The sequence below is a fragment of the Streptomyces sp. PL-29 genome, from assembly GCF_058344425.1.
This window is the reverse complement of sequence record NZ_CP136996.1, coordinates 4,636,095-4,659,099: the sequence shown is the minus strand read 5'-3', so window position 1 is coordinate 4,659,099 and position 23,005 is coordinate 4,636,095. Positions and strand designations below refer to the sequence as shown.

General features: G+C 72.3%; 26 protein-coding genes and 1 pseudogene. 10 read left to right on the top strand and 17 right to left on the bottom strand.

What is annotated here, in order from left to right:
- From R4Z63_RS21640 to R4Z63_RS21630, 3 genes and pseudogenes are all read right to left on the bottom strand, one after another.
- Complete coding sequence (locus tag R4Z63_RS21640) at positions 1-864, bottom strand: PHP domain-containing protein (protein ID WP_384456384.1); 864 nt, start codon at positions 862-864, stop codon at positions 1-3.
- 101 nt (positions 865-965) lie between these two features.
- Positions 966-1,610: a DUF6758 family protein gene (locus tag R4Z63_RS21635; protein ID WP_037919537.1), complete on the bottom strand. Its 645-nt coding sequence runs from the start codon at positions 1,608-1,610 to the stop codon at positions 966-968.
- 60 nt (positions 1,611-1,670) lie between these two features.
- Positions 1,671-2,256: pseudogene (locus R4Z63_RS21630) on the bottom strand (suppressor of fused domain protein).
- Positions 2,257-2,633: 377 nt separating this feature from the next.
- Here R4Z63_RS21630 and R4Z63_RS21625 point away from each other — a divergent pair.
- Together R4Z63_RS21625 and R4Z63_RS21620 are read left to right on the top strand one after the other, a co-directional pair.
- Complete coding sequence (locus R4Z63_RS21625) at positions 2,634-3,749, top strand: magnesium and cobalt transport protein CorA (RefSeq protein ID WP_037919535.1); 1,116 nt, start codon at positions 2,634-2,636, stop codon at positions 3,747-3,749.
- Positions 3,750-3,833: 84 nt separating this feature from the next.
- The gene (locus R4Z63_RS21620) at positions 3,834-4,349 is read left to right on the top strand and encodes a hypothetical protein (RefSeq protein ID WP_037919534.1); all 516 of its coding nucleotides are present in this window, start codon (positions 3,834-3,836) and stop codon (positions 4,347-4,349) included.
- A 13-nt stretch (positions 4,350-4,362) separates the two neighbouring features.
- Here the strand turns inward: R4Z63_RS21620 and R4Z63_RS21615 are convergent, their stop codons facing one another.
- Positions 4,363-5,154: a hypothetical protein gene (locus R4Z63_RS21615; RefSeq protein WP_236647570.1), complete on the bottom strand. Its 792-nt coding sequence runs from the start codon at positions 5,152-5,154 to the stop codon at positions 4,363-4,365.
- A 187-nt stretch (positions 5,155-5,341) separates the two neighbouring features.
- On the opposite strand from R4Z63_RS21615, the gene R4Z63_RS21610 reads away from it, so the two are divergent.
- The 3 genes from R4Z63_RS21610 to R4Z63_RS21600 all read left to right on the top strand — a co-directional run bounded on the left by R4Z63_RS21610 (position 5,342) and on the right by R4Z63_RS21600 (position 8,486).
- Positions 5,342-6,613 carry a magnesium transporter MgtE N-terminal domain-containing protein gene (locus R4Z63_RS21610; protein WP_037919533.1) on the top strand — a complete coding sequence of 424 codons (1,272 nt, stop codon included), beginning with the start codon at positions 5,342-5,344 and terminating at the stop codon, positions 6,611-6,613.
- A gap of 163 nt (positions 6,614-6,776) precedes the next feature.
- Entirely contained in the window at positions 6,777-7,283 is a 507-nt protein-coding gene (locus R4Z63_RS21605; protein WP_384456395.1) for a DUF1003 domain-containing protein, read from the top strand.
- Between the two features lie 42 nt (positions 7,284-7,325).
- Complete coding sequence (locus R4Z63_RS21600) at positions 7,326-8,486, top strand: Mrp/NBP35 family ATP-binding protein (RefSeq protein WP_384456392.1); 1,161 nt, start codon at positions 7,326-7,328, stop codon at positions 8,484-8,486.
- Positions 8,487-8,594: 108 nt separating this feature from the next.
- Here the strand turns inward: R4Z63_RS21600 and R4Z63_RS21595 are convergent, their stop codons facing one another.
- From R4Z63_RS21595 to sigE, 5 genes are all read right to left on the bottom strand, one after another.
- Positions 8,595-9,347 (bottom strand): hypothetical protein, encoded by a 753-nt coding sequence (locus R4Z63_RS21595; RefSeq protein WP_384454386.1) that lies wholly within the window; start codon positions 9,345-9,347, stop codon positions 8,595-8,597.
- Positions 9,348-9,484: 137 nt separating this feature from the next.
- Positions 9,485-9,949, bottom strand: a complete 465-nt coding sequence (locus R4Z63_RS21590; RefSeq protein WP_384454381.1) for a sec-independent translocase — start codon at positions 9,947-9,949, stop codon at positions 9,485-9,487.
- A gap of 118 nt (positions 9,950-10,067) precedes the next feature.
- The gene (locus tag R4Z63_RS21585) at positions 10,068-11,411 is read right to left on the bottom strand and encodes a S1C family serine protease (protein WP_037919531.1); all 1,344 of its coding nucleotides are present in this window, start codon (positions 11,409-11,411) and stop codon (positions 10,068-10,070) included.
- Between the two features lie 54 nt (positions 11,412-11,465).
- The gene (locus R4Z63_RS21580) at positions 11,466-12,134 is read right to left on the bottom strand and encodes a zf-HC2 domain-containing protein (RefSeq protein ID WP_037919530.1); all 669 of its coding nucleotides are present in this window, start codon (positions 12,132-12,134) and stop codon (positions 11,466-11,468) included.
- Positions 12,131-12,910 (bottom strand): RNA polymerase sigma factor SigE, encoded by a 780-nt coding sequence (gene sigE / locus R4Z63_RS21575; protein ID WP_384454377.1) that lies wholly within the window; start codon positions 12,908-12,910, stop codon positions 12,131-12,133. Before sigE ends, R4Z63_RS21580 begins: the two co-directional genes overlap by 4 nt.
- A 177-nt stretch (positions 12,911-13,087) precedes the next feature.
- Between sigE and R4Z63_RS21570 the strand changes: the two genes are divergently transcribed.
- Positions 13,088-13,750 (top strand): O-methyltransferase, encoded by a 663-nt coding sequence (locus R4Z63_RS21570; RefSeq protein ID WP_037919526.1) that lies wholly within the window; start codon positions 13,088-13,090, stop codon positions 13,748-13,750.
- A gap of 23 nt (positions 13,751-13,773) precedes the next feature.
- On the opposite strand, the gene R4Z63_RS21565 is transcribed toward R4Z63_RS21570, so the two are convergent.
- Positions 13,774-14,391, bottom strand: coding sequence for a hypothetical protein (locus R4Z63_RS21565; protein ID WP_037919525.1), 618 nt, complete (start codon positions 14,389-14,391; stop codon positions 13,774-13,776).
- A gap of 126 nt (positions 14,392-14,517) precedes the next feature.
- The gene (locus R4Z63_RS21560; RefSeq protein ID WP_003966491.1) at positions 14,518-14,685 is read right to left on the bottom strand and encodes a DUF3117 domain-containing protein; all 168 of its coding nucleotides are present in this window, start codon (positions 14,683-14,685) and stop codon (positions 14,518-14,520) included.
- 333 nt (positions 14,686-15,018) lie between these two features.
- On the opposite strand from R4Z63_RS21560, the gene chcB reads away from it, so the two are divergent.
- Positions 15,019-15,822, top strand: coding sequence for a 2-cyclohexenylcarbonyl CoA isomerase (gene chcB, locus R4Z63_RS21555; protein WP_384454372.1), 804 nt, complete (start codon positions 15,019-15,021; stop codon positions 15,820-15,822).
- 23 nt (positions 15,823-15,845) lie between these two features.
- Here the strand turns inward: chcB and R4Z63_RS21550 are convergent, their stop codons facing one another.
- The gene (locus tag R4Z63_RS21550; protein ID WP_037919522.1) at positions 15,846-16,433 is read right to left on the bottom strand and encodes a DNA-3-methyladenine glycosylase I; all 588 of its coding nucleotides are present in this window, start codon (positions 16,431-16,433) and stop codon (positions 15,846-15,848) included.
- Positions 16,430-16,762 carry a DivIVA domain-containing protein gene (locus tag R4Z63_RS21545; RefSeq protein ID WP_384454369.1) on the bottom strand — a complete coding sequence of 111 codons (333 nt, stop codon included), beginning with the start codon at positions 16,760-16,762 and terminating at the stop codon, positions 16,430-16,432. Before R4Z63_RS21545 ends, R4Z63_RS21550 begins: the two co-directional genes overlap by 4 nt.
- A 76-nt stretch (positions 16,763-16,838) precedes the next feature.
- Here R4Z63_RS21545 and folP point away from each other — a divergent pair, with 76 nt between their 5' ends.
- Positions 16,839-17,699 (top strand): dihydropteroate synthase, encoded by an 861-nt coding sequence (gene folP / locus R4Z63_RS21540; RefSeq protein WP_037919519.1) that lies wholly within the window; start codon positions 16,839-16,841, stop codon positions 17,697-17,699.
- 68 nt (positions 17,700-17,767) lie between these two features.
- On the opposite strand, the gene R4Z63_RS21535 is transcribed toward folP, so the two are convergent.
- Together R4Z63_RS21535 and dapE are read right to left on the bottom strand one after the other, a co-directional pair.
- The gene (locus R4Z63_RS21535; protein WP_384454366.1) at positions 17,768-18,526 is read right to left on the bottom strand and encodes an LOG family protein; all 759 of its coding nucleotides are present in this window, start codon (positions 18,524-18,526) and stop codon (positions 17,768-17,770) included.
- A 64-nt stretch (positions 18,527-18,590) separates the two neighbouring features.
- A complete protein-coding gene (dapE, locus tag R4Z63_RS21530) occupies positions 18,591-19,670 on the bottom strand; it encodes a succinyl-diaminopimelate desuccinylase (RefSeq protein WP_384454363.1) in 1,080 nt (359 codons plus the stop codon).
- A gap of 87 nt (positions 19,671-19,757) precedes the next feature.
- Here dapE and R4Z63_RS21525 point away from each other — a divergent pair, with 87 nt between their 5' ends.
- Together R4Z63_RS21525 and R4Z63_RS21520 are read left to right on the top strand one after the other, a co-directional pair.
- Complete coding sequence (locus R4Z63_RS21525) at positions 19,758-20,750, top strand: hypothetical protein (protein ID WP_384454360.1); 993 nt, start codon at positions 19,758-19,760, stop codon at positions 20,748-20,750.
- 234 nt (positions 20,751-20,984) lie between these two features.
- Positions 20,985-21,305, top strand: a complete 321-nt coding sequence (locus tag R4Z63_RS21520) for a hypothetical protein (protein WP_037919514.1) — start codon at positions 20,985-20,987, stop codon at positions 21,303-21,305.
- A gap of 67 nt (positions 21,306-21,372) precedes the next feature.
- Here R4Z63_RS21520 and dapC read toward each other — a convergent pair whose 3' ends face one another.
- Both dapC and fdxA read right to left on the bottom strand, forming a co-directional pair.
- The gene (gene dapC / locus R4Z63_RS21515; protein ID WP_037919513.1) at positions 21,373-22,491 is read right to left on the bottom strand and encodes a succinyldiaminopimelate transaminase; all 1,119 of its coding nucleotides are present in this window, start codon (positions 22,489-22,491) and stop codon (positions 21,373-21,375) included.
- 109 nt (positions 22,492-22,600) lie between these two features.
- The gene (fdxA, locus tag R4Z63_RS21510) at positions 22,601-22,930 is read right to left on the bottom strand and encodes a ferredoxin (protein ID WP_030027294.1); all 330 of its coding nucleotides are present in this window, start codon (positions 22,928-22,930) and stop codon (positions 22,601-22,603) included.
- Positions 22,931-23,005: the final 75 nt, after the last annotated feature.

Sequence of the window (23,005 nt, the reverse complement as noted above, 5' to 3'; positions counted from 1 at the left end):
TCAGCGCTCGCGTCCGCCGGCGCCCGGCACGGGGAAGGCCCCGGTCGCGCGGCGCGTGATCTCGCCGTAGACCTCGGGGTCGGTCGTGTACTCGCCCAGGCGGCAGGTCTTGCGGCTGCCGTGGTAGTCGCTGGAGCCGGTGGTCAGCAGCCCGAGGTCCGCCGCCAGAGCACGCAGGCGCGCCCGGGTGTCGGTGTCGTGGTCCATGTGGTCCACCTCGATGCCGTCCAGTCCCGCTGCCGCCAGCTCAGCTATCGCGGACTCCGGCACGCACCGGCCGCGCTTGACGGCAGCGGGGTGCGCGAAGACGGTGACACCGCCGGCCGCCTTGACCAGGCGTACGGCGTCGAAGGGGTCGAGCTCGTGCTTCTCGGCGTACGCCCGGCCGCCGTCGGCGAGCCAGTCCGGCGTGAAGGCGTCCGAGACGGTGGCCACGACGCCCAGCTCGACGAGGGCGGTGGCGATGTGCGGCCGACCGACCGAACCGTCACCGGCGATCCGCGCCACCTGGTCCCAGGTGACAGCCACGCCGAGGTCCTGGAGTTTGCCGACCATGGTGCGGGCCCGCGGGACCCGGTCGTCGCGGACGAGTTCGCGCTCGCGGGCGAGCTCGGGCTCCTCGGGGTCGAAGAGGTAGGCGAGCATGTGCAGGCCGATCCCGTCGAGCCGGCAGGAGAGCTCGGCGCCGGTCACCAGCGTCAGCCCGGCCGGAAGGGCGGCGAGGGCCTCGCGGTACCCGCCCACGGTGTCGTGGTCGGTCAGCGCAACCACGTCGAGCCCGGCAGCGGCGGCGTTGCGCACCAGCTCGGCGGGGGTGTCCGTGCCGTCGGAGGCCGTGGAGTGGGCGTGCAGGTCGATGCGCACAGCCGAGCTCCATGGGTCGTACGGGCGGGGGACACCCCAGGATAACCGGGGAGAAGAGCCGGTTTCGCCGGAAGGGTCCGCGCCGGGACGCCCGGAGCGGTCTACACGGGACCCAGGATGCGCGGGCTCAGAGCTCCGCACGGGAGGAGTTCGACCTCGGCGCCGCCTTCGCGCAGGTCCGTCAGGACCAGCTCGTCGTACAGCAGGAGACCGGACTGCTGCGGCCATACGATCGCCCACAGCCACAGGCCGCGCGCCTCGCCGGCGAAGACGGCCCGGTCGTCCGGGCCCCCGCCCACGTGCCACAGCGGTGTCGGCCGGCCCGCCGCGACCACCTTGGTGTGGGGCGGGCCGGCCATGTTGATGGACCGGCCCGGGTCGAGGCCGTCGATCCCGGCATAGCGCGCACCGAGGCCGACGCCGAGCTCCTCCGCGATCAGCAGCAGCTCCCCCATGCCCCCCACTGGTCCGGGGCCCGAGCAGGCGACCACCGTCGCCCGGCCCCCACTGCGGTCATCGCCTGCGGAGGCCACCCCGGTGAACAGCCACCCGAGCGGCAGCGGCCACGGCATCCACACCGGCACGCGCGCCCGGTGCACGACCACGCCCAGGCCCTCCACGCTCGGCGGGAGGACGGGTTGCAGGGGGTGGACGGCGCCGTGCACCGCGCACTGCCAGGAGTCGGAGAAGAGTCCGGGCGCCCTGACCCGGCCACCGCACTTCGGGCAAGTTGGTTCACCCCTCATAGGTAGCCACGCTCCTCCCCGCCCGGCCGCCCGTCAAGGCATGGTCACCCGTCCGGGCTGTCAGTCCAGCGCGACAGCGGCGCGCAGGGGGTCGCGCAGGTCCGTTCCGCGCGCGAGCCAGCGCTCCTGAAGGGCGGCCGCGCCGTGGACCCGCTTCCAGGCGGCTTCGTTCGCCGTCATGGGCAGCAGCGGCAGGAACCGCACCGGGTCCAGGGGCTGGTCGAGCTCCAGGTCCTCCACCAGACCGCCCGGTTCCGCCACGAGGACGGAGCTGAACGGTGCTCCCTCCCACAGCGGCTCGCCGACGTCGAGCGAGGCCCCCCGGGGCCACGACCAGTCCCTCGACCTGCGGCGAGGCGGCCAGCACCGCGAGCGGCCGGAGCAGTTTGTCGGTGTCCGCAAGGCCTCCCCGCACGGTCAGCACCAGTTCGGCGCGCGGGCCCCGTACGGGGTCGGCCACCACGGCGGTCGGATCGGTCATCGGATGCGCGGACATCCCGAGGGTTGCGTACCGCACGAGGTCGCCCTCGGCGAAGCGGAGTACCTCGATGCGGTCGGTGCCCAGGAAGGTGACGGCGGCGCGGGCGTCGGGTTCACCGAACGCGGTGCGCAGCCGGGCCTCGACGAGGGCCAGAATTTCTGCCATGAAACGAGCATAGAACTCGTATCAGCCGGGTAAAGGGCGGGTCTTGACCATCCGTCGGCTGATAGTGTTGACAGCTGTTCGGGGCCGCACGCAGAAGCGTTGTTTCAAGGCCCCGGAGACAGGACGTCCCCTACGGGGGACCGGCCGGAGGAGGTGGGGCTGCGGTGGACCGAAGTCGATCGTGCAGTACCAATCGCTCTTCCGCTCCTTCGGCGGGCGCTTCCCGCCCTCTGTGATCTTCTGATCAGTAGAAGAGCGACGGCAGAACGCTTGTCCTCCCGTCCTGTTCCCTCCCGTCCGTACGGTGCTGCCCGCGCGCGGTGGTGGAGGGTCTCCCACCCGCACGGTCCGCAGCCGTGCGTGCGAAGGAGCCTGCCATGTCGATGCTGCCCTACCTGCGTGCGGCCGTGCGCCCGTCCCTGCGCAGGTCCACCCCCGTACAGCCCGGCTACGACGCCACCCGCGACCCGTCGGCGAGCAGCGCGGTGGTCGACTGCGCCGTATACCGCGACGGCCGCCGGGTCCTGGGGCCGGCGTGCCTGACGCCCCGTGAGGCGATCCGCCGGGTCCGCGAGGACGGCGGCTTCGCCTGGATCGGGCTGCACGAGCCCACGGAGGACGAGTTCGCGGGAATCGCCGCCACCTTCGGCCTGCACCCCCTGGCCGTGGAGGACGCGGTGCACGCGCACCAGCGGCCGAAGCTGGAGCGGTACGACGACACCCTCTTCACCGTCTTCAAGACCATCCACTACGTGGAGCACGCTGAACTGACCGCCACCAGCGAGGTGGTGGAGACGGGCGAGGTGATGTGTTTCACCGGCCCCGACTTCGTCATCACCGTCCGGCACGGCGGCCAGGGTTCGCTCAAGGGGCTGCGCCACCGCCTCCAGGACGACCCCGAGCTGCTGGCGAAGGGGCCCTCGGCGGTCCTGCACTCCATCGCCGACCACGTCGTCGACGGGTACATCGCGGTCGCGGCGGCGATGCAGGACGACATCGACGAAGTGGAGAGCGACGTCTTCGCGGCTCCCGCCAAGGGCCGTGCGCGCGGCGGCGACGCCGGACGCATCTACCAGCTCAAGCGCGAGGTCCTGGAGTTCAAGCGGGCGGTCTCGCCGCTCCAGCGTCCGATGGAGCTGCTCAGCGAGCGGCCGATGCGGCTGGTGGACCCGGACATCCAGAAGTACTTCCGCGACGTGGCCGACCACCTCGCGCGGGTGCACGAGCAGGTCGTGGGCTTCGACGAGCTGCTGAACTCGATCCTCCAGGCCAACCTCGCGCAGGCGACGGTCGCCCAGAACGAGGACATGCGCAAGATCACCTCCTGGGCGGCGATCATCGCCGTGCCGACGATGATCTGCGGCGTGTACGGGATGAACTTCGAGCACATGCCCGAGCTCCGCTGGGAGTACGGCTACCCCATGGTGATGGCCACGATCTTCGGCGCCTGCTTCACCATCCACCGGGCGCTGCGCCGCCACGGCTGGCTGTAGGGGGTCCCCGCAGGTCCGGCCCGAGCCGGCCCGACGCGCGGGACGCCCCGCACGGCCCGCGGGGCGACCCCCTACCCTGTCGGCATGACTCTCAGCGCGCTCGACCTGGCCCTCGTCGAGGAGGCCACCAAGAAGTCCGGCCTGATCTGGGTCCGCGGCGCCGGGGCCGACCGCGCCCTGTGGCACGCCTGGGTGGACGGCGCGGCCCACGTGCTGGGCGACGGGCCGGGCGAGCAGCCGTTCCCGGGGCTGGCGGACGGCGCGAGCGCCGAGGTGACCGTGCGGAGCAAGGACAAGGGCGGCCGGCTGGTGGCCTGGACGGCGACCGTACGGGAGCTCCCGCCCCGCGGCGAGGAGTGGCAGGCCGCCGTCGCCGAGCTCAAGGGCAAGCGGCTGAACGCGCCCGACTCCGAGGCCATGACCGAGCGGTGGGCCCGGGAGTGCCGGCTGCTGCGCCTGGAGCCGGAGTCGGTGCGCGGGTCCCTGCCGGACGGATCGCTTGCCGCGGTCCCGCTGGGCTCTCCGGCGGTCACCCGCCGCCCGGTCCCGGCGGCCCTGCCGAAGCTCCTGCTCAAGCGCGGGAAGGCGGCCCGGGGCTGACCGGCCGGGGTCCCTAGGGTGTCGCGGGGTTCGCGCCCTGGCCCGAGCCCTTGGCGGGAGCCGGGGCCCCATCGCCGCCCTCCCCCTTGGTCGTCGGCAGCTGGCTGCCGTAGTCGACCGTCTGCTCCTGCGCCGGCGGGTCCAGCTGGAACGGCTTGCCCCACTCGGCGAGTTCCACCCGGCCGGCGCCGCCGGCCCGCTCCATCAGCAGTGGGTACGGGGGCCCCTCCAAGGACACCGAGAGCTTGCCGCCCTTGCCCTCGTCCGCCGTGACCTGGACCGCGCGGGTGGGCCCGACCTTGATGTAGGAACCCTTGGCCAGCTCGCCCTCCAGGCCCAGCAGCCCGTCCAGCAGGACGTCCATGTCGGTGAAGCCGCGGAACTGCTTGTAGGAGGGGTCGCCTTCGGGCACCTTGACGTACTTGTCGCCGAGCTTGCCCGCCGAGTCGGTCTGGCCCCAGAACGCCGCGCTGGCCTTCAGGTAGAGCTGCTCCCCCACGCGCAGCAGCTGGAAGGTGTCGTCCTTGGACTTCACCTCGCCCGAGCCGCCATCGGCCTTCAGCCGCATGTCGAGGCTGAAGGCCTTGCCGCCGCTGACCAGCGTGCCGGACAGGTGTACCGATTCGGCTTCGCCGGCGGCCGCCTTCGCCTTCGCCTCGATCTTGTCGGCGGAGAGCTTGCCGACTCCGTTCGTGCCCTCGTCCGGGTCCTCCCCGCAACCCGTACCGGTCACGGCGAGACCCGCGCACAGCACACCGATGAAGGCGGCCCGGCGCAGCCGCGCGGCGGGGAAGTAGGCGGTCACGGGCAGATGCCTCTCGTCGTTCGTCTGCGGGCAGCAGGCAGCGTACCCGTCCGTGTGCCGCGGCCCGCGACCGCTCCCCGGGGTCCGCGGGGCCCCGGGCGGACCTCCCCACCAGGACGCTTGCCCGCGGCACGGGCTAGCCTGAGGGGCGGCACGACGGTGGATCGACGCTCTAGGAGGCGCTCGGATGGTTGCAGGCGCCCCGCGGATCTTCGTCTCGCATCTGTCGGGTGTGCCCGTCTTCGACCCCAACGGCGACCAGGTCGGCCGGGTCCGCGATCTGGTCGCGATGCTGCGGGTCGGCGGCCGCCCGCCGCGCCTGCTGGGCCTGGTCGTCGAGGTGGTCAGCCGGCGCCGGATCTTCCTGCCGATGACCCGCGTCACGGGGGTCGAGTCCGGGCAGGTCATCACCACCGGCGTCGTCAACATGCGCCGCTTCGAGCAGCGCCCGACCGAGCGGCTGGTCCTGGGCGAACTGCTGGACCGACGGGTGACCCTGGTCGCCAGCGGCGAGGAGGTCACCGTCCTGGACGTGGCCATCCAGCAGCTGCCGGCCCGCCGGGACTGGGAGATCGACCGGATCTTCGTACGCAAGGGCAAGTCCGGTGCGCTGCGCCGGCGCGGCGAGGCCCTGACGGTGGAGTGGTCCGCGGTGACGGGCTTCTCGCTGGAGGAGCACGGCCAGGGCGCCGAGAACCTGGTGGCGACCTTCGAGCAGATGCGGCCGGCCGACGTGGCGAACGTCCTGCACCACCTGACGCCGAAACGGCGGGCCGAGGTGGCCAACGCCCTCGACGACGACCGGCTGGCGGACGTGCTGGAGGAGCTGCCCGAGGACGAGCAGGTGGAGATCCTCGGCAAGCTCAAGGAGGAGCGCGCCGCCGACGTCCTGGAGGCCATGGACCCGGACGATGCCGCCGACCTGCTCTCGGAGCTGCCCGAGGACGACAAGGAGCGGCTGCTGACGCTGATGCGGCCGGACGACGCGGCCGACGTGCGCCGCCTGCTGTCCTACGAGGAGAACACCGCGGGCGGTCTGATGACCACCGAGCCGATCGTGCTGCGCCCGGACGCGACGGTCGCGGACGCGCTGGCCCGGGTACGGCAAGCCGACCTGTCACCGGCGCTGGCGGCTCAGGTGTACGTGTGCCGCCCGCCGGACGAGACGCCGACGGGCAAGTACCTGGGCATGGTGCACTTCCAGCGGCTGCTGCGGGACCCTCCCTTCACGCTGGTCAGCTCGATCGTGGACACGGACCTGCCGCCGCTGCGGCCAGACGCCTCCCTGCCGTCGGTGACCACGCACCTGGCCGCCTACAACATGGTCGCGGTGCCCGTCGTCGACGAGAGCGGATCGCTGCTGGGCGCGGTGACGGTGGACGACGTACTGGACCACCTCCTGCCGGACGACTGGCGCGAGACGGAATTCCACTCCGAGGAGGCGCTGCGTGGCCACTGAGCGGGGGCGCGGCGAGCAGGGACGCGAGCGGCGCCGGGAGCAGATCCGGGAGCGGCGCGAACAGGCGCGGCCGCATGCGGCACGTGAGCACGGTCCGTTGGCGGACACGGCGGACCGTTCCGCCGCGTCCGCGGCGAAGTCCGCGCCCGCCGGGGCGAGCGCGCTGACGCGTCCTCGGGTCCGCCTGGACGTGCCGCGCGCGCCGCGCCGGTCGCTGCTGCCCGAATACGACCCGGAGGCCTTCGGGCGGCTCTCCGAGCGGGTGGCGCGCTTCCTGGGCACGGGCCGGTTCATCGTCTGGATGACCCTGGTCATCATCGTCTGGGTGCTGTGGAACGTCTTCGCGCCGGACGAGCTGCGCTTCGACAAGTACCCCTTCATCTTCCTGACGCTGATGCTGTCGCTGCAGGCCTCCTACGCCGCTCCGCTGATCCTGCTCGCGCAGAACCGGCAGGACGACCGCGACCGGGTCACCCACGAGCAGGACCGCAAGCAGAACGAGCGGTCCATCGCCGACACGGAGTACCTGACCCGGGAGATCGCGGCCCTGCGCATGGGCCTCGGCGAGGTCGCCACCCGTGACTGGATCAGGTCGGAGTTCCAGGACCTGATCAAGGAGATGGACGAGCGGCGCCTATTCCCGGCGGAACGTGATGAAGGCGACCGCTGAACGGCTTTCCTGAGGCGTGCTACCGAGCCGTACCATCAGGGCATGGCTACCGACACAAGCTCCGCCGCCGTGCCTGAGCAGGACGCGATCCTGGACGCTCTGGCGACGGTGAACGACCCCGAGATCCACCGGCCGATCACCGAGCTCGGCATGGTCAAATCGGTGGAGATCGGTGACGGCGGCGCCGTCGCCGTCACGGTCTACCTGACCGTGTCGGGCTGTCCCATGCGCGAGACGATCACCAAGAACGTGACCGAGGCAGTCGAGAAGGTCGCCGGTGTCACCTCCGTGTCGGTGTCGCTGGACGTGATGAGCGACGAGCAGCGCAAGGAGTTGGCGGCCACGCTGCGCGGCGGTACCGCCGAGCGCGAGGTGCCCTTCGCCAAGCCGGGCTCGCTGACCCGCGTGTACGCGGTCGCCTCCGGCAAGGGCGGTGTCGGCAAGTCCTCGGTCACGGTCAACCTGGCCGCGGCGATGGCTGCGGACGGCCTGAAGGTCGGCGTGGTCGACGCGGACATCTACGGCCACAGCGTGCCGCGCATGCTGGGCGTGGACGGCCGCCCGACCCAGGTCGAGAACATGATCATGCCTCCGTCGGCGAACGGTGTGAAGGTCATCTCCATCGGCATGTTCACGCCGGGCAACGCGCCGGTCGTGTGGCGCGGGCCGATGCTGCACCGGGCCCTCCAGCAGTTCCTGGCCGACGTCTTCTGGGGCGACCTGGATGTGCTGCTGCTGGACCTGCCGCCGGGTACGGGCGACATCGCCATCTCCGTGGCACAGCTCGTGCCGAACGCGGAGATCCTGGTCGTCACCACCCCGCAGCAGGCCGCGGCCGAGGTGGCCGAGCGGGCCGGCTCGATCGCCGTGCAGACCCACCAGAAGATCGTCGGCGTGGTGGAGAACATGTCGGGCCTGCCGTGCCCGCACTGCGACGAGATGGTGGACGTCTTCGGCTCGGGCGGTGGCCAGAAGGTCGCCGACGGGCTGACGAAGACGGTCGGCGCGACGGTGCCGGTGCTGGGCCAGATCCCGATCGACGTCCGGCTGCGCGAGGGCGGCGACGAGGGCAAGCCCGTCGTCCTGTCCGACCCGGACTCGCCGGCCGGCGCGGCCCTGCGGTCGATCGCGGGCAAGCTGGGCGGCCGGGCCCGGGGCCTGTCGGGCATGTCCCTGGGCATCACCCCGCGCAACAAGTTCTAGGCCCTCCGGGGTACGCGAGAGGGGGCACCGCCGGTCGGCGGTGCCCCCTCTCGCGTACCTGTACCTGTACCGGTGCCGGTGTCGGTGTCGGTGTCGGGCCGCTTGCGGCTACTCGTACGTGCCGAGGTCCGAGATGGCCGCGAAGCCGAGGCCGTAGGCGCTCATGCCGCGGCCGTAGGCGCCCAGGTGGACACCGCTGCCGGTGGAGCCGGCCAGCACCCAGCCGAACTCGGACTCGCGGTAGTGGAAGGTCGTCGGCTCCCCGTCCACGGGCAGCGACAGCGTGGACCAGTCCTCGCCGTCGAGGTCGTCGGCGAGCTCCCAGGCGGCCTCGGTCTGCTGGTCGAGCCAGTCGTTGCGCAGGGCGTGGTCCATCTGCCCGGGCCAGCTGTAGGCCAGCAGCCCCGAGCCGGCCAGCCAGGCGGCCGAGGAGACCGAGGTGGCCTCCAGGACGCCGGTGCCGTCGCCACTGCGGCGCAGCGGGCTGCTCGCCACGGTGATGACCACCGCGAAGCGCTCCTTCTCGCCGGTCGCGATCTCGCCCCGGGCGGAGGGCTCGTCGCCGTGGCCGGTGGAGCCGTGCTCCACCGTTCCGTCGGCCGCGGTGCCGACCTGCATCAGCCAGCGGCGGCCGGTGAAGGCTCCGTCCAGCCCGTACCAGGGGAAGTCGGCTGCCAGGAAGCCCTCGGCCGTCCGGCGGGCCGCCGGTACGGGTGCGGCGGCCTGCGGCTGCTGCTCCCCGGCCGGGGCGCCGGTATGCGGACTCCCGTGCGGGTTGGTATGGGGTTCCTGCACGGCGTCCGCGGCGGCGGGTGCCTCGGCGGTCTGCGCCCCTGCCATGCTGCTGCTCGTCGTCTCCATCTGGGCGGCCTCTCGTTCCATGGGGTCCGGAACGGCCCTCCCCCTCGCTGCGCTGGGGGGACCCCCTCCCTCGGGCGTCCCGCGATCCGGACAGATGGAGGATAGCCATCGGACCCCGGATCGCCGGGCAGGCTGCGTCAGGTGGCGTCGGCGTCGAAGCGCACGCGCTGTTCGGCGGCCGGGGCCGCGGGCTTCTTCAGCAGGTCCGGACCGGCGGCGGACGGGGTGGCCGCGGCGGCCTCAGCCTCCTGGGCGGGCGGGGAGGCCGGGGCGGGGTCGGGCTCCGGGTTCTTGACGGCGTCCGAGACCTCGTTCAGCTCCTTGCGGAGATCGAAACTGCTGCGGATCTCCTTGAGGTCCTCGTTCTCCGAGAGCTGCTTGCGGATGAAGGTCTTCGGATTCAGGTCCTCGAACTCGAAGTCCTTGAAGTCCGGTCCGAGTTCGGAACGGATGTCGTTCTTGGCGCTGTCGGAGAACGCACGGACCTTGCGGATGAAGCTCGTGACGTCCTGAATCACCTTGGGCAGCTTCTCCGGGCCGAAGACGAGAACGGCCAGAACCACGATCGTGACGAGTTCGAGTGCGCCTATGTCGTTGAACACCTTGCCGCTCCTCGGCTCTCTATCACTTCGGGCCCGAACACACGGTACCCGGCCTTGCCCGCGGGCCCGTACACGCGGCCCGGACCCGTGAGGGTTTCACCACCCGGCCACCCCATGATCATGAGCCGTTCGCCGACCCGAGGACGACGCCCAGCGTGCGTTCCCGGCCGTCGCGCAGCACGGTGAGCGTGAGCGGATCGCCCGGGCGGTGGGCCCGGATCTTGATGATCAGCTCGTCGCCGCCACGGACCCGCTGTCCGTCCACCTTGGTGATCACGTCACCGGGCCTGATGCCGGCGCGGGCACCCGGCCCGCCGGGGGTCACGGACGGCTTGCCGTCCTCGCCCTCGGCTCCCACCCGGGCTCCGTCGCCGGTGTAGTCCATGTCGAGGGTCACCCCGATGACCGGGTGCGTGGCGTGACCGGTGGCGATGAGCTCCTCGGCGACGCGCTTGCCCTGGTTGATGGGAATGGCGAAGCCCAGGCCGATGGAACCGCCCTGCCGGTCCGGGTCGTTCTTGTCGGCGCCACGGATCGCGCTGTTGATGCCGACGACGTGCGCCCTGGCGTCCAGCAGGGGGCCGCCGGAGTTCCCGGGGTTGATGGGGGCGTCGGTCTGGAGCGCGTCGACGTAGCTGATGTCGCTGCCGTCCCCCTTGTCGCCACCCGCGGTCACGGGCCTGCCCGTGGCGCTGATGATGCCCGCGGTGACCGTGTTGGAGAGGTCGAAGGGCGCACCGATGGCGACGACCGGGTCGCCGACCCGCACGTTCTCGGAGTTGCCCAGGCTGAGCGGCCGCAGTCCGCGCACCCCGCTGACCTTGACCACGGCCAGGTCGTAGCCGGAGTCGCGGCCGACCAGCTCGGCGGTGACGCTCTCGCCGGTACTGAAGGTGACCGCTATCTCCCTGGCGTCGGCGACCACGTGGTTGTTGGTCAGGATGTGCCCCTGCGGGTCGAGCACGAAGCCGGTGCCCGTGCCACTGCTCTTGGCGCCCCTCACGTGCAGCGTGACCACGCCGGGCAGCGCGGCGGCCGCGATCCCGGCCACGCTGTCGGGCGCCCGGCCCGTGTCCGCGACGGCCGCCTGCGGCAGTTCCAGCCGGGTACTGCTCCGCCGCTCGGCGAGCACGCCGACGTAGCCCCCGATACCGCCGGCGAGCAGCGCCGCGGCGGCGGCGAGGGCGGCCGCCTGCCACAGGCGCAGGCCTCGCCGGTCATGGCCCCGGTCCACGACCTGCAGGGGCTGCGCACCCCAGGGGTCGTAGCGGGCCTCGACGGCCGGCGGCTCTTCGGCGGGGGCCGCCGGCCCGGCCGCGCCGTCCGCCGCGACGCCGCCGTCCCCCTTGGCGTCGCCCGTCTCGGGGCGCGGGGCCGGAAGCCCGTCACGACGGCTGTCCGCCGTGCCCTCGGGCCGGCTCCACCACTGTGGAGCCGGGTCGGTCTGCTGCCTGTCGGCCATCGGCGCTCCCCGCGTACCTGTGCGCATGTCCGGCCGATTCAACCAGGTCCCGGGTCAGCGCAGCAGGGACACCGGCCGGGCCGAAGCCGGTGGGGAGGGCGGGGGCGGCGGCAGAGGGCTCCCGACGGCCGTCAGGAGGCTCGGTACGGCCGCGGGGGTGGGCAGCCGGTCGCGGACCGCCGCATCGGTCACGGGCAGGGCGGGGCCGGGCCTGGAGGCGGGCGCCGGAGCATCACCCCGGACGTTCGGTTCCGTGACCTCCTGCGGCAGCGTGCCGCCCAGCGCGAGCGCGGCCAGCGACACCGCGCCGGCGGCGACGAAGGCGAACCTGCGACGCGGGCGGCCCACCTCGTGGACGGGGAAGCCCTCCTGCCGCGGCCGGGCGCCCGCGGCTGCGGGCAGTCCGTAGGCGAAGGCCTCGAAGGGGTCGGGCCGGTCGGCTCCCGGTCCCGGCGGGGCCACGGGGCCGGCCGGGGCGTCGAGACCGCCTCCCGGCAGCCCCTGCAGGCGCGCGAGCAGGCCCGCCGACAGCGGCGGCGGGGCGCTTTCCACGAACATGGTCTTCAGACGGCGCTGGGCGTCGGCCTCGGCCTTGCACCGGGCGCAGGTCGCCAGGTGGGCCAGGACCCGCTCACGGGCGTCGTGCTTGAGCTCCCCGTCCACCAGGGCGGCGAGCCGGTCGCCCAGGTGCTGTTCGGCGGGGGAGGGACTGGCTCCGGTCACTCGGCTCCGCCCTCTCTCCCGGCGCCCGGCGCGCCCGTCGCGACTCCGGCCAGTGCCCGCTGTTCGGCCCGGGCCGACGGAGACCGGTGCTTGAGCGCCTTGCGCAGGTGCGAGCGGCCCCGGTGGATGCGGCTGCGCACGGTGCCGAGCTTCACGCCGAGCGTCGCGGCGATCTCCTCGTAGGACAGGCCCTCGATGTCGCACAGCACCACGGCCGCGCGGAACTCGGGGGCGAGGGTGTCCAGCGCCTGTTGGACGTCCGCGTCGAAGTGGGTGTCGTGGAGGACCTGCTGGGGGGACGGCTCACGGCTCGGCAGCCGCTCGGCGGCGTCGTCGGCGAGCGCGTCGAAGCGGATCCGCTGCTTGCGGCGGACCATGTCCAGGAACAGGTTGGTGGTGATGCGGTGCAGCCAGCCCTCGAACGTGCCGGGGGTGTAGGTGGACAACGAGCGGAAGACGCGGACGAAGACTTCCTGGGTGAGGTCCTCGGCGTCGTGCTGGTTGCCCGTCAGACGGTAGGCGAGGCGGTAGACCCGCGCGCTGTGCGTGCTGACGATCTCCTCCCACGAGGGAGGGGTCCACGCCTGCGATCCCGCATCTGCGGCAAAGGTCGCGGTGGTTGCGGTGTCTGTGGTGTGGAAGCGGTCAGCAGTGTAGGTCACGGATTTCGGCTCACCCGCCGACCAGAAGAGGCGTTTGAACACGCCTCCACGATCCACAGGCGCAGCCGCACCTCCCCTGTCGGCTCTGGTGGTGTCCAGTGGAGTCCCTACCATAGCCACCCCCTCTGTCAGCTCCGGATAAGGGTTTTTGCAGTATCTTTACGCAAGCCTTAGGCCGCGGGGCGGTGCCCGCCGCCGATCTGCCCGGCGCCGTCCTTCTCGTCCCGCCTCCACCCCTCACAACGCCCGGTCCCATCTGCGGGTTCCCGACGTCAACGGATACAGTCACCGTTGCGCCAACTATGGGGACAGGAGAGGGTCATTACCGGCAACCGGCAGACGAGCTGGGCGTTCGCCGACGCGTTTGTCGCCGAGGACGACGCTCTGCGATGGGCCCGCGACCGGTCCAGGGAAGCGGGCCTGCGCTCCGTCTCCCCCGGGACCGGCGCCGCGCTGCGCCTGCTGGCCGCCACCGCGGACGCCAAGGCGGTCGCCGAGATCGGCACGGGCACCGGCGTCTCCGGCATCCACCTGCTGCACGGCATGCGCCCCGACGGGGTGCTGACCACGGTGGATCCCGAAGCCGACCGGCAGGCCTTCGCCCGCCAGGCCTTCCGCGCCGCCGGTTTCGCGGGCAACCGCGCCCGCTTCATCCCCGGCCGCGCCCTCGACGTCCTGCCCCGCCTCGCCGACGGCGGCTACGACCTCGTCTTCTGCGACGGGGACCCGGCCGAGTCCCTCGACTACCTCGCTGAATCGTTGCGCCTGCTGCGCCCCGGGGGGCTGGTGTGCTTCGAGGGGGTCTTCTCCGACGGCCGTACCGTCGACTCCGCGGCCCAGCCGGTGGAGGTGCTCCGCGTCCGTGAGCTGCTGCGCAGCGTCCGGGAGAGCCCGGCGCTGGAGGCTGCGCTGCTCCCGGTGGGCGACGGCCTGCTGTGCGCCGTGCGCCGCTGACCGCCGTACGCCACCGGGCCGGGTCAGCCCAGGAGTGCGAAGGTGAGGGCCGCCGTACCGCCCAGGGCGGTGCCGGCGAGCAGCTGGGCCGGGGTGTGGGCCCGCAGCTCCAGGCGGGACCAGCCGACGGCGGCTGCGACCGCGACCGCGGGGAGGACGGCCGGGCCGAAGACGAGCAGCAGGATCATCACGGTGCCGCCGGCCACCGACATGTGGAGGGATATCTGCCAGCCCACCGTGACCAGCAGGGACGAGACCAGCCCCACGAGCATCGCGACGACGAGCGCGAAGACCGCGGCCGGGGCGCCGAGTACGCGCAGCAGGGTGACGCCGGCGAGGACGGAGACCAGACTCAGCGCCATCGGCACCACCCGCTGGCGCCTCACCCGGATGTGCTGGTCGGTCAGCGACCCGCGCCTGACCCCGACGGCGATGATGCCGATCGGGACGACCCCGCAGAAGAGGGCGGCGAGCAGCCCCCAGCCGAGCCCCGTCCACGACCCCGTGCTGTGCCACCCGACGAGCAGCAGGAGGGCAACGACCAGGTTCGCCGGGGCCAGCACGTCGGACAGGAGGCGGGCGGCCTTCTGGCGCGGAGTGCAGTCGGCGAAGGCCGGGGGCGCGGGCGGGGAGAAGGGCACGTGCGGCTCCGCTGGGTCGCCGGGGACAGGGGTCCTCGGACACGGCACAACGCTGCCCCGGTCGCGGATCGCGGCCGGGGCAGCGCAGAGAATGCGAAAGCAGAAGGTGGAAGTGCTGTCAGCGGGTCAGCCGACGACCTTCTTCAGGGCGTCACCCAGGGCGTCCGCCTCGTCGGGGGTCAGCTCGACGACAAGCCGACCGCCGCCCTCGAGCGGTACGCGCATGACGATGCCCCGCCCCTCCTTGGTGACCTCGAGCGGGCCGTCGCCCGTCCGCGGCTTCATGGCCGCCATGCTCGTTCCCCTTCCTGAAACCAGCTCATCGTCAGCCGACGGCCCCATTCAGGCGCCTAGTACCCGGCATCGAACACATTGCTTCCCGGCCATTATCCCGCATGTCAGGACCCGATGACCAACATCACCCGGGAACGCTTGGGCAACGCGCTCGGCCAAAACCACTCATTTCGGGGATCCGCCTGCGATACTTCGCCGCCGCACCTGGGGAACGGCCGCGGCTTTCTTTGACACACATCACATGTGCGCTCCCCCTCCGGTCCGCCATGCTGACCCTTGGACCGGCCGGTACCGACCGGTAGCCAAGCCCGCGACGAAGGGGGACCCCCTGCCATGGCCGACAGTGTGCTCTACGAAGTGACCGACGGACTCGCGACCATCACGATCAACCGTCCCGACGCGATGAACGCGATGAACACCGAGGCCAAGGTCGCCCTGCGCGACGCTGCTCTGGCGGCGGCCGCGGACACCGCGGTCCGGGCGGTCCTGCTGACCGCCGCCGGGAACCGGGCCTTCTGCGTGGGCCAGGACCTCAAGGAGCACATCGGCAACCTCGCCGCGGACCGCGAGAGCGGCTCCTCGCTGACCATGAACACGGTCAAGGAGCACTACAACCCGATCGTGCGGGCGCTCACCGAGATGCCGAAGCCCGTGGTGGCGGGCGTCAACGGGGTCGCGGCCGGCGCCGGATTCGGATTCGCGCTGGCGGCCGACTTCCGGGTGGTGGCCGACACCGCCTCCTTCAACACCTCGTTCGCCGGTGTGGCCCTGACCGCCGACTCCGGGGTCTCGTGGACCCTGCCCCGTCTGATCGGCGCCTCGCGCGCCTCGGACCTGCTGCTCTTCCCCCGTTCGGTCAAGGCGCAGGAGGCGTACGAGCTCGGCATCGTCAACCGCCTGGTGCCCTCGGACTCCCTGCACGCCGAGGCCGAGGCCGTCGCCCGCGCACTGGCCTCGGGCCCGACGGTCGCCTACGCCGCGCTGAAGGAGTCCCTCGCGTACGGCGCCTCCCACACGCTGGCGGAGTCCCTGGTCCACGAGGACGTCCTGCAGACCCGCGCCGGAGCCTCCGAGGACCACTCCATCGCCGTCCAGGCCTTCCTGTCGAAGCAGCCTCCGAAGTACCTGGGGCGCTGAGCCGCGGGCCCCGCGCGGCCCGGTCAGGCCGGGTCGCGCAGGGCGCAGGCGGCAAGGTGGTCGTTGACCAGTCCGCACGCCTGCATCAGGGCGTAGGCGGTGGTCGGGCCCACGAAGCGGATGCCGGCCTTCTTGAGGGCCTTGGCGAGGGCGGTCGACTCCGGGGTGATCGCCGGGACCTCGGTGACCGTGCGCGGGGCCGGGCCCGGCTCGCCCGGGGCGTGGGACCAGATCAGCGCGTCCAGCTCGCCGGGCTCCCAGCCGGCGAGGAGCTTGGCGTTGGCCAGGGTCGCCTCGATCTTGGCCCGATTGCGGATGATCCCCTCGTCGGCCATCAGCCGCTCCGCGTCCGCCGCCCCGAACTCCGCGACCGCCGCGATGGAGAAGTCGCCGAAGGCCTTCCGGAAGCCCTCGCGGCGGCGCAGGATCGTCAGCCAGGACAGCCCCGACTGGAAGGCCTCCAGGCACAGCCGCTCGTAGAGGGCGTCGTCGCCGTGGACCGGGCGGCCCCATTCCGAGTCGTGGTACGCGACGTACTCGCCGGTGGAACCCGTGGACAGCGCCCACGGACAGCGCAGCAGCCCGTCCGCGCCCGCCACCGGCCCGCTCACCGCTCACCCGCCTTGTTCAGGTCGACCCGGCTGCCCGCATCCGCGGCGGCCGTCAGCTGGGCGATCCGCGCGTCCCGCTCGGCGAGCTCCGCGGCCAGCCGCTCCAGTACGTCGTCCACCTCGGCCATCCGGTAGCCGCGCGGCGCCACCGGCAGCCGCAGCGCGTCGATGTCCCCCCGCACCACCGGGCGACTCTCGGGCAGCCCGTCCGCCACCCGGTCCGGCTCCGCTTCCGGCAGGACGGCCTCCGAGCCGCCGCCGATCACGGCGAGGGTGACCGCTGCCACGACCACGACCAGCGCGATCATCAAGAAGAAGAACACGATCAACTCCCCTGAGAGACTCCGGCCACCAGGTTAAGGTCGCTGGCGAGGCGCGAGGGCCGCCGAAGGAGGAAAGACCAGCATGCTGCGACTGGGCAGGCGCGAGTTCGACACCCACGAGCCGGTGATCATGGCCATCGTGAACCGGACTCCGGACTCCTTCTACGACCAGGGCGCCACCTTCCGCGACGAGCCCGCCCTGGACCGGGTCGAGCAGGCCGTGGCCGAGGGCGCCGCGATCATCGACATCGGCGGGGTCAAGGCAGGACCGGGCGAGCACGTGGACGCGGCCGAGGAGGCGCGGCGCACGGTCGGTTTCGTGGCCGAGGTCCGGCGCCGCCACCCGGACGTGGTGATCAGTGTGGACACCTGGCGGCACGAGGTCGGCGAGGCCGTGTGCGAGGCCGGGGCGGACGTGCTGAACGACGCCTGGGGCGGGGTGGACCCCCGGCTGGCCGAGGTCGCGGCGCGCCACGGCGTCGGCCTGGTCTGCACGCACGCCGGCGGGGTCGAGCCGCGGACCCGGCCGCACCGGATCGCGTACGAGGACGTGATGGAGGACATCCTGCGGGTCACGGTCGGCCTCGCCGAACGCGCCGCAGCCCTCGGTGTCCGCCGGGACGCCATCATGATCGACCCGGGTCACGACTTCGGGAAGAACACCCGCCACTCGTTGGAGGCGACCCGGCGGCTGGAGGAGATGACGGCGACGGGCTGGCCGGTCCTGGTCTCCCTGTCGAACAAGGACTTCGTCGGCGAGACCCTCGACAAGCCGGTCAAGGAACGGCTGCTCGGCACCCTGGCCACCACCGCCGTCTCGGCCTGGCTGGGCGCCCAGGTCTACCGCGTCCACGAAGTCGCGGAGACCCGTCAGATCCTGGACATGGTCCGCTCCATCCAGGGCCACCGGCCCCCGGCGGTCGCCCGCCGCGGCCTGGCCTGAGGCCCGGCGCGCGGAGGCCGGCGCGCCCGGTCCCGCGGGCCGACCGCGGGACCGGGCGCGGAAGCGGCCTACTTCCCGACTTCCTTCGTCACCAGGGCGATCGCCTCGTCCACGTCGTCGGTGACGTGGAAGAGGTAGAGGTCCTTCTCCGAGGCCTTGCCCTGGGCGATCACCGTGCCCCGCAGCCAGTCGACGAGGCCGCTCCAGTACTCCGTGCCGAACAGCACGATGGGGAAGCGGGTGATCTTCTGGGTCTGGACCAGGGTCAGCGCCTCGAACAGCTCGTCCAGCGTGCCGAGACCGCCGGGCAGCACGACGAAGCCCTGGCTGTACTTCACGAACATCGTCTTGCGGACGAAGAAGTACCGGAAGTTCAGCCCCAGGTCGACGTGCTGGTTGAGCCCCTGCTCGAAGGGGAGCTCGATGCCGAGGCCGACCGAGATCCCGTTCGCCTCGCGGGCGCCCTTGTTGGCCGCCTCCATCGCTCCCGGACCACCTCCGGTGATCACCGCGAACCCGGCGTCGACGAGCGCACCGCCGATCCGCACCCCCGCCTCGTACTCGGGCGAGCCCTCCGGGGTGCGGGCAGAGCCGAACACGCTGATCGCGGGGGGCAGCTCGGCCAACGTGCCGAAGCCCTCGATGAACTCCGACTGGATGCGCAGGACCCGCCAGGGATCGGTGTGCACCCACTCGGAGGGCCCGGCGGTGTCCAGCAGCCGCTGGTCCGTCGTACTGCCCGCCTGCACCTGGCCGCGCCGCCTCAGCACCGGCCCGAGCTGCTGCTCCTCGGGCCGACGACGAGCGATGCCTTCGGGGTTGCCCATGATGTGCTCCCTCCTGCTGATCGTTGGATCAGGGTAGGCGCACAAAGGTGACGGGAAGCGGAATTCAGGAGGTCAGCCAGGCGCGGAGTCGTTCCTCGCAGTGCAGGATCGCCTTCGTCTCCACCCGCTCGTCCACCTTGTGGGCCAGCAGGGCGTCGCCCGGGCCGTAGTTCACCGCGGGAACGCCCAGAGCGCTGAAGCGGGATACGTCCGTCCAGCCGAACTTCGGCATCGCCCGGCCTCCGACCGCCTCCATGAACGCGGCCGCGGCCGGGTGGGAGAGGCCGGGGAGGGCCCCGCCGGAGAAGTCGTCGATCACGAACTCTTCGACGCCGCAGTCCGCGAAGACCTCCCGGACGTGGGCGATCGCGTCGTCCATGCTGCGGTCCGGGGCGAAGCGGAAGTTGACCGTCACGGTGCAGGCGTCGGGGATGACGTTGTTGGCGACGCCACCCTCGATGCGGACCGCGTTGAGCCCCTCGTGGTACTCCAGGCCGTCGATGACGGGCCTGCGGGCCTCATACGCGGCGAGCCGGGCGAGGATCGGGCTGGCGGCGTGGATGGCGTTGGAGCCCATCCAGCTGCGGGCGGAGTGGGCGCGCTCGCCGGAGGTGCGCAGCAGCACCCGCAGGGTGCCCTGGCAGCCGCCCTCGACCTCGGCGTTCGAGGGCTCCAGCAGGACCGCGAAGTCGCCCGTGAGCCAGTCGGGGTGGGCCTCGGCGACCTTGCCGAGGCCGTTGAGGTCGGCGGCGACCTCCTCCTGGTCGTAGAAGACGAAAGTGAGGTCCCGGTTGGGCTCGGGCACGGTCGCGGCGATGCGCAGCTGGACGGCGACGCCGGACTTCATGTCGGTGGTGCCGCAGCCCCACAGGACGCCGTTCTCGTCGAGGCGCGACGGGACGTTGTCGGCGATCGGCACCGTGTCGAGGTGGCCGGCCAGTACGACGCGCTCGGCCCGGCCGAGGTGCGTACGGGCGACGACGTTGTTACCGAAGCGGTCCACGGTGAGGTGGGGCAGGCCGCGCAACGCGTGTTCCACAAGGTCGGCGAGTACCTTCTCGTCGCCGCTCACGGACGGGATGTCGACGAGCCGGGCGGTCAGCTCGGCGGCGTCGAGGGTGAGGTCCAGCTCGGATTCGGACATGGAACTGACCCTAACGCCCCGGGGTGTGGCGAAGCGTCCCTCGTCCGGCCGGTGGACGCGCCATATGCCTCAAGTACGGTGGGCCGCGTGTCCGAGTTCCGTGTTCCCCGCTCCCGCCGCCGCAGGCTGCCGCGTGTGGTCGTCGGCCTGCTCGTTCTCCTGTCGGTGATCGGGTACTTCGCCGTGCAGCGCGCCTCGGTCGGCGGTGGCGCGCCCTTCTGCGTCGCCAGTGCGGACGCGTCCGACCGTGACGGCCAGTCCGAAAAGTACGAGATGTCTCCCGAGCAGGCGGCGAACGCGGCGACGATAGCCGCCGTCGGCATCGCCAAGGGGCTGCCCGACCGGGCGGTCACAATCGCCCTGGCGACCGCCATGCAGGAGTCCGCCCTGCGCAATCTCGACCACGGCGACCGGGACTCGCTGGGCCTGTTCCAGCAGCGGCCTTCGATGGGATGGGGTACGCCGGAGCAGATCACCGACCCGGTCTACTCGGCGGGGATCTTCTACGACCACCTCGTCGACGTGCCGGGGTACTCGCGGCTACCGCTGACGGTGGCCGCGCAGAAGGTGCAGCGCAGCGGCTACCCGCAGGCCTACGCCAAGCACGAGCCGGACGCGACCGTGCTGACCGCCGCGTTCGCCGGCGGCGGCAGCCTGGACTGCGGCGGTCCGGCGCCCACGCAGCCCGGTGACCCGGAGAAGGTGCGGGAGGGCCTGGTGCGGATCTTCGGCAAGGACGGGATGCACACCTTCGGCCCGCAGGGCGGCCAGGCCGGCCAGGCCGGCCAGGCCGGCCGCAACGGCGGCGGTGGCCGGGCCGTCCCGGAGCCCGAGATCACGATGGTGGAGAAGCAGGAGGCGGGCGAGGCCGCGACGCGCCGCAGCCGGGCGATGGCCCACTGGGCGGTGGCCAACTCCCGTGAGATGGGCATCGCCAGGGTGTCCTACGACCTGCGCGGCTGGGTCGCGGGCAAGGACCGGGGCCGCTGGCAGGACCAGGGAGAGGCCGACGCCAAGAACGGCGACGGTGCCCCCTACGGTGCGGCCCGCGGCGAGGTGCGGATCTTCATGGCCCGCTGATCGGCACGGCCACCCGGCCGCGTGTACGGGTGATCACCCGCGCGGGGGTGGTCACCGACCCTCCTGCAGCCCCCGTGACGGGACGGATTCCCTGGTGGGTGCGCATCCAATGCTCTTGTCGCGGAAGCCGATTAAACGATGCGTTGCCGATTCTTTACCCGGCGGCGCCGCAACTCCACCCGCCCCGTGAGCGGTTAGTCAGGCCGTACTCAGCCGCTACCGCTTAGGAGCATCATGTCCCTCCCCCTGACCCGTCGGATCGCCCGTGCCGCGCTGCTCGTCGCAGCCGGGGCAGCGCCCGTGGTCGGTGCGGCCGGCGCGGCCAGCGCCGCCGGTCTGGAGTCCGTGCCGCAGCTGGGCGCACTCACCGCCCCGGACGCCCTCGGCGACGCGGGTGCCGCCACCACGGCCCTGCCGGCCCCCGCCTCCGACCTGGCCGGCCAGGCGGGCGGCCTGCTCGGCGGACTGCCCACCGCACAGGAGCTGCCGGTCTCCGCGCTGCCCGTGGGCGGTGTCCTGCCGGCGGGACTGCCCGGCGGCGCGCTGCAGGGCTGACGCCCGGGGAACACCGAGGGGGCCGGGAGTTTCGCACTCCCGGCCCCCTCGGGCTGTCACGGAACGGTCAGCCGAGGCGCTTGACGGCCGCCTCCACGCGCTCGTCGGTGGCGGTGAACGCCACCCGTACGAAGCGTGCGCCGGCCTCGCCGTAGAAGTCCCCCGGAGCGACCAGGATGCCCAGGTCGGCGAGGTGGGCGACGGTGTCCCAGCAGGGCTCGTCGCGGGTCACCCACAGGTAGAGGCTCGCCTCGCTGTGCTCGACGCGGAAGCCGTGCGCCTCCAGGGCCGTGCGGAGCGCCGCCCTGCGGGCCGCGTAGCGCTCGCGCTGCTCCGCCACGTGCAGGTCGTCGCCGAGCGCCGCCACCGTGGCCGCCTGCACCGGGGCGGGGGTCATCATGCCGCCGTGCTTGCGGATCTCCAGCAGCTCGCCGAGCACGTCCGCGTCACCGGCGATGAAGGCCGCCCGGTAGCCCGCCAGGTTGGAGCGCTTGGAGAGCGAGTGGACCGCGACGATCCCCTCGTAGGAGCCGCCGCACACGTCGTCGTGGAGCACGGAGACGGGCTCGGCCTCCCAGCCCAGCTCCAGGTAGCACTCGTCGCTGAAGAGCAGGATGCCGTGCTCGCGCGCCCAGGCCACGATTCGTACGAGCTCGTCCTTGCCGAGGACGCTGCCGGTGGGGTTGGACGGGGAGTTGAGCCACAACAGCTTCACGCCGGCCGGGTCGAGCCCGGCCCCCGCGGGGTCACTCGCAAAGGTCTCGGCGTCGTAGACCACCGCCTCGGCGCCGCACAGCCGGGCGCCGACCTCGTACGTCGGGTAGGCGAGCCGCGGGTAGGCGACCTTGTCACCGGCGCCGAGCCCGAGCTGGGTCGGCAGCCAGGCCACCAGCTCCTTCGAACCCACGACCGGCAGGACGTTGCGATGCCCGGCAGCGCCGGCGCCGAGCCGGCCGCGCAGCCAGCCCGTGATGGCGTCGCGCAGGGCCTCCGTGCCCCACACAGTCGGGTAGCCCGGGGAGTCGGCGGCGTCGATCAGGGCCTGCCTGATCAGCTGCGGGACCGGGTCCACGGGCGTGCCGACGGACAGGTCGACGATGCCGTCCGGGTGGGCCGCCGCCGTCTTCTTGTACGGCTCCAGCTTGTCCCAGGGGAAGGCGGGAAGACGGTCGGATACTGCGGCCACGTGGTCTCTGCTCTCTTCCGGGTACTGGCTGGTAGCGGGTCGGAAAAACACCGCGGTCCCGTGCGGCGGGAAAGGCCGTACGGGACCGGGGCGCTTCTGCCGTGAAGGGTCAGTGCTCGCCGTTGATGCCGGCGGGCAGCCCCGCGACGAAGGGGTGGTCACGCTCGATCAGGCCCAGCTTGGAGGCACCACCGGGCGAACCGAGCTCGTCGAAGAACTCGACGTTCGCCTTGTAGTAGTCCTTCCACTCCTCCGGGGTGTCGTCCTCGTAGAAGATGGCCTCGACCGGGCAGACCGGCTCACACGCACCACAGTCGACGCATTCGTCCGGGTGGATGTACAGGGACCGCTGGCCCTCGTAGATGCAGTCGACGGGGCACTCTTCGATGCATGCCTTGTCCTTGACGTCGACACAAGGCTCCGCGATGACGTAGGTCACGCTCTCGTTCCTCCTCGGTAGGGCTTTCCATATCGCGCGGGAGCGCGGCGTCGTCGATGCCCGCCCCTAGTATCT